The organism is Mycobacterium pinniadriaticum (assembly GCF_026242045.1).
Lineage (GTDB): Bacteria > Actinomycetota > Actinomycetes > Mycobacteriales > Mycobacteriaceae > Mycobacterium > Mycobacterium pinniadriaticum.
Genome location: NZ_JAPJDO010000026.1, coordinates 1 through 12,994 on the forward strand (window position 1 = coordinate 1; position 12,994 = coordinate 12,994).

Here is a 12,994-nt window from a genome sequence, read left to right on the forward strand (position 1 = left end):
TTCATGGTTGACCCCGCCCGTCTGCGACGCAAGCACCTCACCAGGCCGAACACCACGGCCAAATTTTCATCCTCCACCACCGGGCGCAGCCCCCCAGACAGCTGCTCGCGGGAGAGAGACGACCCGTGAATCCCCTGCGCCGACTGACCGACGCCATCGCCCTGACCGGGATGCGTCCGCCCCTGAGCCTGCCGACCGGTATCAACATCGATCTGCGGGGTAAACGGGTGCTGGTGACCGGCGCCTCGTCGGGTATCGGCGCCGCCGGTGCCGAACTGTTCGCCGCACAGGGGTGCGATGTCGTGGTCGTCGCGCGTCGCGCGGACCTGCTCGGCGAAGTCGTCGACCGGATCAGCGCCGCGGGCGGAACGGCGACCGCCATCTCGTGCGATCTGTCCGACCTCGACGCCGTCGACGCCCTGGCGCACGAGGCCGGCACGGTCGACATCCTGGTCAACAACGCCGGCCGGTCCATCCGCCGGCCGCTGGCCGAGTCGCTGGACCGCTGGCACGACGTCGAGCGCACGATGATGCTGAACTACTTCTCCCCGCTGCGCCTCATCCGCGCGCTGGCGCCGGCCATGATCGAGCGCGGCGACGGCCACATCATCAACGTCGCGACGTGGGGCGTGTTCAGCGAAGCCTCCCCCCTGTTCGGCGTATACAACGCGTCGAAGTGTGCGTTCAGCGCCATCAGCCGCGTCATCGAAACCGAATGGTCCAGCCACGGTGTGCATTCGACGACGCTGTACTACCCACTGGTGGCCACCCCGATGATCGCGCCGACCAAGGCCTACGACGGCCTGGCCGCCCTGTCGGCCGAGGAGGCCGGACAGTGGATGATCGACGCCGCCCGGCACCGTCCGGTGCGGATCGCCCCACGCATGGCCGTCACCGCGCGCGCCCTGGACATCGTCGCACCCGGTGCCGTCAGCCGGGCCATGAAGCGTCAGCGCTTGCAGCCCAACTGAGGTAGACACGAGAGCATGGAGATCCTCGCGAGCCGGATACTGTTCCGGCCGTCGGATTACGCACGCTCGGTGGCGTTCTACCGCGACACGCTCGGCTTGGCCATCGCCCGCGAATACGGCGGCGGCACGGTGTTCTACGCCGGCCAGTCGCTGATCGAACTGGCCGGCCACGGCGCACCTGCGAAACCCGGCGGGCCCTTCCCCGGCGCGCTGTGGCTGCAGGTCCGCGATCTCTACGCCACCCAGACCCAGCTACAGGACCGCGGTGTCGCGATCGCGCGCGAGGCCCGCCGCGAACCCTGGGGCCTGCACGAGATGCACGTCAACGACCCGGACGGGGTGGCGCTGATCTTCGTCCAGATTCCCGACGATCACCCGTTGCGCCGGGACACCCGCGACTGAGGCGCTGCCTAGTGCGTTTCGAGCGGCCAGCCCACCGAGGCCAGCCGTCCGGCAACCTGATGCATCTCTTCGGGATTGGGTTCCTTCTCGATGACCTCGCGTACGGCGTCGCGGATCTGGTCCGCGGTCACCGGAGTATCGAAATCCGCTGCGCGCAAGATCGATTGGGCCGCCTGGATGACCTCATCCTCTGACAGCGACCTCTTCAGCAGGGCCAGCAGCGGGTAATAGTCCTTGGGCGGAACACCTTCGGGGTAGCCCTTGTGCAGCCAGTCCAGGATGTTTTCGAGGAGCTGGGGACGTTGTTCGTCGACGGTCACCGCAACCTCACTTCTTGGGAAGCATCGGGAAGAGGTCGATACCGAAGTGATGCATGACCGTCGCCCGGGTGATCCAGGCGACAGCCGTCACAATCACGAAGGCGACGAAAAGGAAGAGCAGGATCCCCAGGTACTTCAGCGCCGGGTTGGGCTTATGGATGACGTGATCGGCTTCCTCACCACCCGCGCCGAACGAGTACGCCAGCATGCCGGTCGCGAAGATCGCCGGCAGGCCGGCACCGAGGATCAGCCCGACCACCAGCACCTTGAAGATGGATTCGAAGTACGTCATCAGCGTGTCCCTTTTGTTTGTCTTGGCGATCAGACCGTGGCCGTGGGCTTGATCGGCTTGGACTCCTTGGCGGCTGCCCGGACGTCGGCGGGCACCACGGAGTTGGTCGAGGTGTCCCAATCGGCGTTGACGTTGCTGGAGTCGACCTTCTGCTGCTGGGCGCGCCACCACATGTACCCCGAGAGCCCGACCAGGATGAGGAAGATCAGCCCGTCGCCCATAAGCGCCGAGTTGGTGACGTTCTTGACCCCGTAGGACAGCCAATAGGCCAGGGCACCGACCAGAGCCGCGGCGGGCAGCGTGACCAACCAGGCCACCGCCATCCGCCCGGCGACCGCCCAGCGCACCTCGGCGCCCGGCTTGCCGACTCCGCTGCCGAGGATCGAACCGGTGGCGACGTGGGTGGTGGACAGTGCCATACCGGCGGCGCTGGAGCTGAGAATGATTGCCGCCGAAGACGCCTCAGCGGCCAGGCCCTGCGGCGACTCGATCTCCACCAGCCCCTTGCCCAGCGTGCGGATGACCCGCCAGCCGCCGATGTAGGTGCCCAGGCCGATCGCGAGCGCGCAGCTGAAGATGATCCAGAACGGCAGGCCCTGTTCCTTCACGTCGCCGGTCAGATGGCCGGTGGTGATCAGGGCCAGCGCGATGACACCCATGGTCTTCTGCGCGTCGTTGGTTCCGTGCGAGAGCGCGACCAGCGACGCGGTGGCGATCTGGCCCCAGCGGAAGCCTTCCTCACGGCGCCGCGCCAGCACCTTCTGAGTGATCCGGTACACCAGCCAGGTGCCGCACATGGCCACGATGCCCGCGATGACCGGTGCGGCGACCGCGGGGATCAGCACCTTCTGGGTGACGCCGCTCCAGTTGACGCCCTTGGTGCCCAGCGCTGCCAGTCCGGCGCCGATCAAGCCGCCGAACAGCGCGTGCGACGAGCTGGACGGAATGCCGAACAGCCAGGTCAGCAGGTTCCACAGGATGCCGCCGATCAGGCCGGCGAAGATGATGGTCAACCCCATCGACGCGTCGATGCCCGGCAGGAGTTGACCGGTCTTGCCGTCCTGCACCTTGAGCACCGATGTCGTCACCGTAACGGCGACCTCGACGGAGAGAAACGCGCCGACCAGGTTCAGGATGCCGGCGAGCAGCACGGCGGTCTTCGGCTTGAGAGCACCGGTGGCGATGGAGGTCGCCATGGCGTTGCCGGTGTCGTGGAATCCGTTGGTGAAATCGAAAGCCAGTGCTGTGGCGATCAGCAACACCAGGATGATCATCTCCGCGCTCATAAGTCAGATTGTGCTGGGTGAGATGACCCTTTGACCAGCGGCCAAAGGTCCCCGAACTGCACATTTGCGAACGTCCCGCAGCTGTTCATCGGCTGTTAACCTTGGAGCCGTCCATGATTCGTTCAGGCCGACGGATCAGGGGTACAACACGGGGGACGCGGCGAGCATTCGCGCCGCTTAGGATTCGTGAAGTCCACCGGGCGCCCACACGCCCCCGCCAGGGAGATTCCGCGGTGACCAAATTCCTCACCAAGATCGTGGCCTGGATCAAAGCCGGCTACCCGGACGGGGTTCCGCGCCCCGACCAGGTGCCGCTGTTCGCGTTGTTGCGTAGGAGATTGAGCGAGGAGGAGGTCATCGCCGTCGCCAACGCGCTGCTCGACCGGGGCGACTTCGACCACATCGACATCGGGGTGCTGATCACCGAGATCACCGACGCGTTACCCACTCCCGAGGACATCGACCGCGTTCATGACAAGCTGGCCGCCTTCGGTTGGCCGCTGGACGATCCACGAGACAGCGAGGACCCGCAATAGCCACTCTGCGAGCGCTCGCCATCCCGCCCGGCCCCTCGGCGCAATCACTGATGGCCGCCCTTGACGGCGTCCTCGACGCGCGCGACGGGCCCCTGGTCCCGGTTCCCGCCGGTGATCTGCGCGAAAGCGAGTTGCTGACAACGTCTTTACGGGTCGGTGAGGAGATCAACGACGACGTCGCACTGGTGGTGCCGACGTCGGGAACCACCGGTACCCCCAAGGGCGCGATGCTCACGCCGGCGGCACTGATCGCCAGCGCGGCGGCCACCCATGACCGCCTCGGCGGCCCGGGCAGCTGGCTGCTGGCATTGCCGACCCACCACATCGCCGGAATACAGGTACTGGTGCGCAGCCTGCAGGCCGGCACCGTACCGGTCGAGTTGGACCTCACAGCGGGCTTCGATGTCACCGAATTGCCCACGGCCGTGGCACAACTCGGCTCCGGTCGGCGCTACACCGCGCTGGTGGCCACCCAGCTCGCCAAGGCACTGCTCGACCCCGAGGCCACGGCTGCGCTTAGCGAACTCGACGCGGTGCTGCTGGGCGGTGGGCCCGCCCCGCGGCCGGTCCTGGAGGGCGCGCAGGCCGCTGGTATCGCGGTGGTGCGGACCTACGGCTCCAGCGAAACCGCCGGCGGCTGCGTCTACGACGGTGTACCGCTAACCGGGGTGAGGATCCGCCTCGACAACGGCACCGAGCCCGGCCAGGGGCGCATCGTCATCGGCGGGCCGACACTGGCCATGGGCTACCGCAACCCGCCAGATCCGAACCCCTTCGCCGAACCCGGCTGGTTTCGCACCGACGATCTCGGCATGGTCGACGAGTCCGGCACCCTGAGGGTGCTGGGCCGCGTCGACGAAGCGATCAGCACCGGCGGACTGACGGTGATGCCCGCGGCGGTCGAGGCGGTGCTGTCGCGGCATCCGGCGGTCGCCGACTGTGCGGTGTTCGGCCTGCCCGACGACCGGTTGGGCGAACGGGTGGTGGCCGCTGTGGTGCTTATCACCGGCGCGCCGGAACCGGTGCTGGACGACATCAGGGCGTACCTCACCCAGTGGCTGGACAGCACGGCCGCACCCCGTGAACTGCACTTTCTCGACGAGCTGCCGCGCCGGAGCATCGGCAAGCTCGACCGCCGGGCGCTTCGCGAGCGATTCGCCGACGGCGATGACCTCCCCGGCGGCTACGGCTGGTGAACAATGGTTTGCACACCCACACAGAGGGGATAGCAAAGCTATGGACGAACTGAAGTTTCTCGAACTGCACGGCGACCGGGTGGCCTACCTGGATCAAGGCCAGGGCGAGGTGATCCTGCTGCTGCACGGCATGGCAGGCAGTTCGCAGACCTGGCGGTCGGTGCTTCGCCCGCTATCCCGCAAGTACCGGGTGATCGCACCTGACCTGCTCGGTCACGGCAGTTCGGCCAAACCCCGCAGCGACTACTCGCTGGGCGCCTTCGCGGTGTGGCTGCGCGACTTTCTCGACGAACTCGGGGTGGCGCAAGCCACCATCGTGGGGCACTCGCTGGGCGGCGGGATCGCGATGCAGTTCGTCTACCAGCACCCCGACTACTGCCGGCGGCTGATCCTGATGAACAGCGGCGGACTGGGGCCCGATGTCGGATGGACGCTGCGGCTGCTCTCGGCGCCCGGCGCCGAGCTGATCATGCCGATCATCGCGCCCCCACCGGTGTTGACCGCCGGCGAGCGGGTGCGGTCCTGGTTCGGCAAGCTGGGCATCTCCTCGCCCCGGGGCTCGGAGATCTGGAACGCCTACAGTTCGTTCGCCGACGCCGAGACCCGCCAGGCGTTTCTGCGCACGCTGCGGTCGGTGGTCGACTATCGCGGCCAAGCCGTCAGCGCGCTGAACCGGCTGCACGTCACGGATATGCCGGTGATGGCCATCTGGGGTGACCAGGACGCCATCATTCCCGTCGAGCACGCCCACGCCGCCCACCGGGCCCGCCCGGACGTCCGGGTCGAAGTGCTGACCGGGGTCGGGCACTTCCCCCAGGTGGAGCGGCCCACCGAGGTGGTCGACCTGATCGACGACTTCATCGCCACCAACGCCGGCGCGGACATCGAGCAGCCCGCCACCCAGGCGTGAGCGGGCCCGCCCAGCGTTTCGCGGCCGCGAAGGTCGCCCGGCTGGCCACCTTCACTCCCGACGGTCCCCCGCATCTGGTGCCCATCGTGTTCGCCGTTGCCGCGTCGGTGGTGTACACCGCCGTGGACGGCAAGCCGAAATCCAGCCACCGGCTTCGTCGGCTGGCCAATATCGAGGCCAACCCCCGGGTCTGCATCCTGGTCGACCACTACGACGACGACTGGTCGCAGCTGTGGTGGATACGGGCCGACGGGATCGCGACGATCCACCACGACGGGTCGATGTGTGACCGGGGGCGGGCCCTGCTACGGGCGAAATACCCGCAATATCAGTCTGTTCGGCTGGACGGCCCGGTGATCACCGTGGACGTCGACCGGTGGTCGTCCTGGTCCGGTTGATTCGTGAGCACAGCCCGTACGCTGGGGACTTGTGAGTATCGGTCGCAGGGAAGCGGTCGCGGTCACCGTCGGCGTGCTGCTGGTGGTCGCGGCGTTCGTCGTACCGCATCTGCACCTGGGCATCGTCACTCCCCTGATCAACAGCACGCCGGCGCAGATCAAGAGCTTCGCCGACACCGCACCGATCTTCGGCTGGTGGAACGCCCACGTCGGCTGGGGCACGGTGCCCGCAATCCTGATCGGGCTCGCGGCCGTCGTCTGGGGTGCATCGCTGGCACAGCGGCTGCCCTGGCGGTCGCTGACCCTGGTGGTGTGGGTGACGTCGATGTCGTGGGCATTCGCGCTGGCGATGATCGACGGGTGGCAGCGTGGCTTTGCCGGCCGGCTCGCCGCCCGCCACGAATACCTGCGGCAGGTGCCGACGATCACCGACATCCCCGAGGCGCTGCGCACGTTTTCCAGCAGAATCCTTGACTTCCAGCCCAATTCATGGATCACCCACGTGTCCGGCCATCCGCCGGGCGCGCTGCTGACCTTCGTCTGGTTGGACCGCATCGGGTTGGGTGGCGGGGCATGGGCCGGCCTGTGGTGCCTGCTGTTCGGGTCGTCGGCGGCCGCGGCGATCCTGGTGGCCGTACGCGCCCTCGCCGGCGAGGAGACCGCCCGCCTGGCGGCGCCGTTCGTCGCCGTCGCGCCGACGGCGATCTGGATCGCGGTCTCGGCCGACGGCTACTTCGCGGGCGTGGCGGCATGGGGTATTGCCCTGCTGGCCTTGGCGGTTCGCCGGCCGGGCCGCTGGCCGGTGCTGATGTCCGCGGCGGCCGGCCTGGTGCTGGGCTGGGCGATCTTTCTCAACTACGGCCTGGCGCTGATGGCGCTTCCGGCCGCCGCGGTACTGATCTGCGCATCCTCCTGGCGGGCCGCGGTCCGCGTGCTGATTCCCGCGGCGCTGGCAGCGCTTGCCGTGGTGGGCGTGTTCGCGATCGCCGGGTTCTGGTGGTTCGACGGATACACCCTTGTCCAGCAGCGCTATTGGCAGGGCATTGCGCTGAATCGGCCGTTCCAGTATTGGAGCTGGGCCAACCTCGCATCCGTGGTGTGCGCGATCGGGCTGGGCAGCGTGGCCGGCATCGGCCGGGTGTTCGACATCGAAGCGATCAAGCGGCGCTCGGGCCTGCATCTGCTGGTGCTGGCAGCCTTGCTGGCCATCATGTTCGCCGATCTGTCGATGCTGTCCAAGGCCGAAACAGAACGGATCTGGTTACCGTTCGAGGTCTGGCTTACCGCCGCCGGTGCCCTGCTGCCCGTCCGATCCCACCGATGGTGGTTGAGCCTCAACGTGATCGGGGCCGTGGCGCTCAACCACCTCATCTTGACGAACTGGTAACACCCGGTCGCCGACCAGGTAGAGCAGTGCGGCACCCCACACCACCGCCAGCGCTATCCAGAAGCCGGCCTGGTAGTTGCGGTCCAGCACGGTGAGGTTGTCCAGGTGCTGTCCGGGCTTGTTGTACACCGGAATCGCCAGCAGGACCAGGACCACCGTCAGCAGCGCGGCCACCAACACGGGCGTCCACCACCGGTGCGGGAGCAGACGATGCCCGGCGAACCCGAGAGCCACGCACACCGGGGCGAACACCGCATCATGCAGCAGCACGCCGATCAGCGCCCACACCACGATGCGGATGATCACCTCGGTGGAGTTGTCGGCCACCAGCACCACACCGTAGATGCCGAGCGCCACCCCGATGAGCACGAGGATCACCCTCGTCGCGGTCACGGCACCACCTCGATCCTGGTCAGCCATTTCGTCTGCAGCACACCGGGTCTGGTCGGGGCGATCAGCCGGCACGGATAGCCGTGATCGAGGTCGAGGGTCTGCCCGTTGAGTTTCAGCGCGATCAGCGTCTGGGAGTCACGGGCGTGGCGCGCGGGTAGCACCGTACGGGAGTAAGGCCCCGGCGGCTCCAACGAGATCATCCGAACATCCGAATCCGGACTGCCGCCAACCGCCTTGAGCAGATCGGCGAGCACCACACCGGTCCAGTCCGCCGTGGCGCTCCAGCCTTCGACGCAGGCGATGGGCAGTCGGTGGGTGTTCTGCGGCAGCGCGGCCAGTTCGTCGAGGGTGAACGCCTTGGTGGTGTCCCCGTTGACGACGGTCAGCCGGTAGTCGGGTGAGCGCGCGCTGCCCAACACCCCGGCGGCGAACGCCGACCGATTCACCGGAACACCCTGCGGCCCTTGACCCGACCGGGGTGCGAGGACGGAGACGCGGCGCAGCCACGGGACCGTCTGCCCGGCGGTGAGAATGGTGGCGGCACCGACGGCCAGCCAGGTGGCCCCGAGCACGGTGCGCCGGCTGGGACCGGTGCGCGGCAGCTCGCCGGTCGGCAGCTCTTCCAAGGGCTCACCCAGTGCCCGGCGGATCACCGGCAGCTTCACCCCGATGTGCACCAGCACCGCGCCGGCCGCCACGTAAGCCATCGCGTAGTGACTGGTGGTGAAGAAGAACTTGAACGCATACCACTGCGCGATGTTCATGACGCCGGTGGACAGCTGAAAGATCATGGAGCCCACCAGAACCAGGATCGAACCCCGCTCGATCTGCCGGGTCAACCCGCCGATGATGGGGCGTTCGAACAGCTTGGGGTAGACCGACCACAACTTGACCACCAGTAACGGGATCGCCGCGATACCGGCGATCACGTGCAGGCCCTGGGTCAGCTGGTACAGCCAGACCGGGCGGGTCGGCCAGAAGAACCACGGTTGCGGATGCTGGATGAAGTGGCTGATCAATCCCGTGACGAAGCAGACGGCCACGGCGACACCGAGGGCGACACCGACCCGAGCCGTCACTGCTGTACCACGCAAGGAGGCCCTGGTGGCTTTCTCCATCTGCGGCATCACGTCAGCGTGAGTGTAGCGACGACGCGCTGGCCGATCTGGTGGATTCCGACCAACGCCAGGCCAACTTCTTCCGCCAGTGCGGCGGCGCAATCGATCCCCACCGACGCCCACTTGAACCAGGGGCCGATGCTGTGCGGGGACTCCAGACGCACCCACCGGGTCAACACCCCGGCGGTGCCCGGATCGAATTCGACCACGCAATGACCGCCCGCGCCCAGGAGTTCGGCGGCCCGGCGCAGGATTCGGCGCGGATCGCCGGCCAGGCCGACGTTACCGTCGGCGAGCAATACCGTTTGCCAGCGACCGGTGCCCGGTAGCGGCTCGAACACATCACGCAGTAGCGCCGGGGCGCCACTGCGCCGCGCGAGACTGACCGCCGTCGCCGACTGGTCCACCCCGAGTGCGGGGATGCCACGCTGGACCAGATGGGCCACCAATCGTCCTGGGCCACAACCCAAGTCGATCGTCGGTCCGTTACACAGCGCCACGACCGCCGAGTCGAACACGGTGTCGGCGCCGTGTCCGCCCAACCAGCTGTGTACCGGGAGGCGATGCACCCGGCCATCGTCGTGGCGCAACCAACACCTCTCGCCGGTCAGCGCGCGGTCGTAGAGCTGTCCCAACATCTCATACCCCTTGGGTGATTTGGGCGAACCGGCTCGACGAGCGGCAGGCTGCGCGGACCGACGGGATGTCGTCGACGGTGTCGACGTCGTGCAGTTCTTCGGCGAGGTTCACGCAGATCCCCGTGTGCTCGAGCGCGGCAAGCGTTACAGCCCCGGTGTCGGCCTGCGACATCGGCACGTCGCGCAGACACTCGGCGGTCGCGGCCTCCTCGACCCCGAGCACCCACCAGCCACCGTCGCGCGCCATCCCGAGCAGGGCCGGCCCGGCCAGCAACCGGCGGGCGCAGTCGGCGAGCAGTTCGGCACTTACCTGCGGGGTGTCCATCCCGATCTGCAGCACCGGTTGGCGGCCGGCCGACGTGGCCGCATCCAGGTGCGCGTTGGCCAGTCGGTCGGCGAAGCCGTCGCCGCGCTGGTCGATCACGGTGAACGAGGCGAGCCGGTCGCGGATCTCGTCGGCCCGGCAGGCCCGGTCGAGATCGCCGGTCATGGCCACCACCCGGTGCGTCACCGGAGTGGCGCCGACCGCGTCGAGCGTGTCCAGCAGGGCTGCCGCGGCGATGTCGGCGGCGACCCGCTCCCCAAGCGTGGCGGCCAATCGGGTCTTGGCCAGGCCGGGAACCGGGGCCTTGGCGACAACGAGCACGGTGACCGGTATCGGGCCCCGGCTCGCTGTCACGAGATGACCTTCCAGAAGTCGACGGCAGCGGTGATGCTTCCGTGCACCGACCCGCTGACCTTCGACTTTCCGCCGGTGCGCGGGCCATAATCCACATCGACCTCCACCACACGCCATCCCGCGGCCGCGGCACGGACCAGTAATTCGAGCGGATACCCCGAACGACGGTCGCTCACTCCCAGCCCGAGCAGCGCGTCGCGGTTGACCACCCGCATCGGCGCGATGTCGTGGACGGGCATCCGGTGCCGGGTGCGTAGCCGCCAGCACACCACCGCCGTGCCCAACCGCGCATGCCATGGCCATTTCAGGCCTCGCTGCGGGCGGCGGCGACCGGTCACCAGGTCGGCCCCGCTCTGCAGCTCGGCGACCAGTCGCGGCAGATCGGCCGGATTCAGCGAACCATCGCCGTCGAGCACCGCGACGACGGGTGTCCGGGCGGCCACTACGCCGGCGTGCACCGCCGACCCGTAGCCGGGCCGGGTCTCGCTGACCACGTCGGCGCCGTGTCGCCGGGCGACCTCGGCGGTGCCGTCGGTGCTGTTGTTGTCGACGACCAGAACGCGATAACCAGCCGGAATGGCAGCGAGCACGGCGGGCAGCGATTCGGCTTCGTTCAGACACGGGAGCACCACGGTGACCGCACACTCGGGCATAACGCTCAACCTAGTTGCCGATAGGCAACCGGGCGAATGACAAAACAGTGACGTCGGTGCAGGTGAGGGTGTTGTTGGTTAACGTGTGCAGCTATGACGGCCAGGGTTCTGATCGCCGACGATGACACCGTCGTGCGTGACGTGGTGCGCCGGTATCTGGAGCGGGACGGCCTGGAAGTGACGGTGGCCAGCGACGGCACCGAGGCGCTGCGAGTGCTGGGCAGCCAGCGCATCGACCTGGCGGTGCTCGATGTCATGATGCCCGGGCCCGACGGGCTGTCCCTGTGCCGAACGCTGCGCCAAGGCGACGACTACAGCCTGCCGGTGATCCTGCTGACCGCCCTCGGCGAGGAAGACGACCGCATCGCGGGGCTGGAAGCCGGCGCCGACGACTACCTGACCAAACCGTTCAGCCCCCGTGAACTGGCGCTGCGGGTTCGGTCGGTGTTGCGGAGAACGCCGGCGCCGGCCACGGCGCTCCCGCTGGAGATCACGGTGGGTGATCTGAAAGTGGCGACGGCCGCCCGGGCCGTCTACATCGCAGACAGGCCGGTGGGATTGACCAACCGCGAATTCGAGTTGTTGGTGTTCTTTCTGACCCATACCGACACCGTCTTCTCCCGCGAGGACTTGTTGCAGATGGTGTGGCACTGGGACTTCGGCGATCTGTCGACGGTCACCGTGCACGTCAAACGCTTGCGCTCCAAGCTCGGTGACCACCACCGGGTGCAAACGGTCTGGGGCCGTGGTTATCTGTGGAGCAGCGAGGCCGGCGGGGGTGAGCATGCAACCGAATGACCTCGCGAGGATGGCGGTCCTGGCATTGGCGTGTTCGTTGCCGGTCGTGGTGCTCGGCGCACTGGTGATCCGGCTGGCCCGGTCCTGGTCGATGACACTCACCATGGCTGTGCTGGTGCTGATCCCGACCTTGGCGACACTGACCGGGGTGCTGGGCGCCAGCGGCTTCATGATCACCAGTACCTTCACGTCCATCGCGGTCGTGTTGCTCATCGTGGCGATCGTGACCCTGCCCGCCGCGGTGATGCTGGCCCGCTATCAAGCTCGACGTACTGTGTGGGAGAAGGAGATTCGCGACGCCGAACGGACGGCGGAACAGTCGCGACGCCAGCTGGTGGCATTCGTCAGCCATGACCTGCGCACCCCGCTGGCCGGAATCCGCGCACTGTCCGAGGCGATCGCCGACGGTGTGGTCAGCGACGGCGAGGTGCGCGAGCAGGCCAAGCACATCGAGCACGAATCGATCCGGCTCTCCGAGATGGTCGACGACCTGTTCGAGATGTCGAAGATCAACGCCGGCGCGGTCCACGCGCCGTACGAGAAGGTCGCGCTCGACGAAGTGGTCGACGACGTCATCGCGGCCCACAAGATCACCGCCGAGCGGGCCGGAGTGAGTCTGGCGGCATCGGTGCCCGCCGCCCCGGTGCCGGTGATCGGCAGCGACCGCGCGCTGGTCCGGGTGCTGTCCAATCTGGTCGCCAACGCGATCGCGCACACGCCGTCCGGCGGGGCGGTGACGCTGGCGCTCGGGACGGATGCGACCGGGGCGTGGGCCCGGGTGGACGACACCGGGGTCGGCATCGACGAGGCCGATCTCCCGCGGGTATTCGACGTGGCCTATCGCGGGTCGAATGGGCGTGTTCCGCGCGAGGATTCGTCCTTGCCGAGCGGTTCGGGTCTGGGCCTGGCGATCGCGGCGGGATTGGTGCAGGCGCACAGCGGCACACTGTCGGCACACAACACCGCAACTGGCGCTCGTTTCGAGGTCCGGCTACCGCTGGCCGACTCGTGAAGGGA

16 protein-coding genes are annotated in these 12,994 nt (G+C 67.9%); 9 read left to right on the plus strand and 7 right to left on the minus strand.

The annotated features are described in order from the left end of the window. The first annotated feature begins 125 nt into the window (after window positions 1–125). Window positions 126–971, plus strand: a complete 846-nt coding sequence (locus ORI27_RS23195) for an SDR family oxidoreductase (RefSeq protein WP_265999419.1) — start codon at window positions 126–128, stop codon at window positions 969–971. A 15-nt stretch (window positions 972–986) separates the two neighbouring features. After that, window positions 987–1,373, plus strand: a complete 387-nt coding sequence (locus ORI27_RS23200; protein ID WP_265999421.1) for a VOC family protein — start codon at window positions 987–989, stop codon at window positions 1,371–1,373. Between the two features lie 8 nt (window positions 1,374–1,381). Here ORI27_RS23200 and ORI27_RS23205 read toward each other — a convergent pair whose 3' ends face one another. From ORI27_RS23205 to ORI27_RS23215, 3 genes are read right to left on the minus strand one after another with little or no spacing between them, the layout of a single operon-like run. Further along, window positions 1,382–1,693 carry a DUF3349 domain-containing protein gene (locus ORI27_RS23205; protein ID WP_265999422.1) on the minus strand — a complete coding sequence of 104 codons (312 nt, stop codon included), beginning with the start codon at window positions 1,691–1,693 and terminating at the stop codon, window positions 1,382–1,384. A gap of 7 nt (window positions 1,694–1,700) precedes the next feature. Then, window positions 1,701–1,985 (minus strand): hypothetical protein, encoded by a 285-nt coding sequence (locus tag ORI27_RS23210; RefSeq protein ID WP_265999423.1) that lies wholly within the window; start codon window positions 1,983–1,985, stop codon window positions 1,701–1,703. 29 nt (window positions 1,986–2,014) lie between these two features. Beyond that, on the minus strand, window positions 2,015–3,271 hold the full coding sequence (locus tag ORI27_RS23215; RefSeq protein WP_265999424.1) for an inorganic phosphate transporter: 1,257 nt from the start codon (window positions 3,269–3,271) through the stop codon (window positions 2,015–2,017). A 233-nt stretch (window positions 3,272–3,504) separates the two neighbouring features. Between ORI27_RS23215 and ORI27_RS23220 the strand changes: the two genes are divergently transcribed. The 5 genes from ORI27_RS23220 to ORI27_RS23240 are packed head-to-tail and all read left to right on the plus strand — an operon-like array spanning window position 3,505 to window position 7,698. Next, on the plus strand, window positions 3,505–3,807 hold the full coding sequence (locus ORI27_RS23220; RefSeq protein ID WP_265999425.1) for a DUF3349 domain-containing protein: 303 nt from the start codon (window positions 3,505–3,507) through the stop codon (window positions 3,805–3,807). Window positions 3,808–3,857: 50 nt separating this feature from the next. Further along, a complete protein-coding gene (menE, locus tag ORI27_RS23225) occupies window positions 3,858–5,003 on the plus strand; it encodes an o-succinylbenzoate--CoA ligase (RefSeq protein WP_265999427.1) in 1,146 nt (381 codons plus the stop codon). A 40-nt stretch (window positions 5,004–5,043) separates the two neighbouring features. Beyond that, the gene (locus ORI27_RS23230; RefSeq protein ID WP_265999428.1) at window positions 5,044–5,913 is read left to right on the plus strand and encodes an alpha/beta fold hydrolase; all 870 of its coding nucleotides are present in this window, start codon (window positions 5,044–5,046) and stop codon (window positions 5,911–5,913) included. Next, entirely contained in the window at window positions 5,910–6,311 is a 402-nt protein-coding gene (locus tag ORI27_RS23235; protein ID WP_265999429.1) for a TIGR03668 family PPOX class F420-dependent oxidoreductase, read from the plus strand. The genes ORI27_RS23230 and ORI27_RS23235 overlap by 4 nt, the downstream gene beginning before the upstream one ends. A gap of 31 nt (window positions 6,312–6,342) precedes the next feature. Further along, complete coding sequence (locus ORI27_RS23240; RefSeq protein ID WP_265999430.1) at window positions 6,343–7,698, plus strand: hypothetical protein; 1,356 nt, start codon at window positions 6,343–6,345, stop codon at window positions 7,696–7,698. Window positions 7,699–8,087: 389 nt separating this feature from the next. Here the strand turns inward: ORI27_RS23240 and ORI27_RS23245 are convergent, their stop codons facing one another. The 4 genes from ORI27_RS23245 to ORI27_RS23260 are packed head-to-tail and all read right to left on the minus strand — an operon-like array spanning window position 8,088 to window position 11,179. After that, window positions 8,088–9,218, minus strand: a complete 1,131-nt coding sequence (locus ORI27_RS23245; RefSeq protein WP_265999431.1) for a molybdopterin-dependent oxidoreductase — start codon at window positions 9,216–9,218, stop codon at window positions 8,088–8,090. Next, complete coding sequence (locus ORI27_RS23250; protein WP_265999432.1) at window positions 9,218–9,847, minus strand: methyltransferase domain-containing protein; 630 nt, start codon at window positions 9,845–9,847, stop codon at window positions 9,218–9,220. Before ORI27_RS23250 ends, ORI27_RS23245 begins: the two co-directional genes overlap by 1 nt. A gap of 1 nt (window position 9,848) precedes the next feature. After that, window positions 9,849–10,526: a TIGR04282 family arsenosugar biosynthesis glycosyltransferase gene (locus ORI27_RS23255; protein WP_265999433.1), complete on the minus strand. Its 678-nt coding sequence runs from the start codon at window positions 10,524–10,526 to the stop codon at window positions 9,849–9,851. Beyond that, window positions 10,523–11,179: a glycosyltransferase family 2 protein gene (locus ORI27_RS23260; protein ID WP_265999434.1), complete on the minus strand. Its 657-nt coding sequence runs from the start codon at window positions 11,177–11,179 to the stop codon at window positions 10,523–10,525. Before ORI27_RS23260 ends, ORI27_RS23255 begins: the two co-directional genes overlap by 4 nt. Before the next feature lie 93 nt (window positions 11,180–11,272). Between ORI27_RS23260 and ORI27_RS23265 the strand changes: the two genes are divergently transcribed. Then, the gene (locus ORI27_RS23265) at window positions 11,273–11,977 is read left to right on the plus strand and encodes a response regulator transcription factor (RefSeq protein WP_265999435.1); all 705 of its coding nucleotides are present in this window, start codon (window positions 11,273–11,275) and stop codon (window positions 11,975–11,977) included. Next, the gene (locus ORI27_RS23270; protein ID WP_265999436.1) at window positions 11,964–12,989 is read left to right on the plus strand and encodes a sensor histidine kinase; all 1,026 of its coding nucleotides are present in this window, start codon (window positions 11,964–11,966) and stop codon (window positions 12,987–12,989) included. The genes ORI27_RS23265 and ORI27_RS23270 overlap by 14 nt, the downstream gene beginning before the upstream one ends. Window positions 12,990–12,994 lie beyond the last annotated feature (5 nt).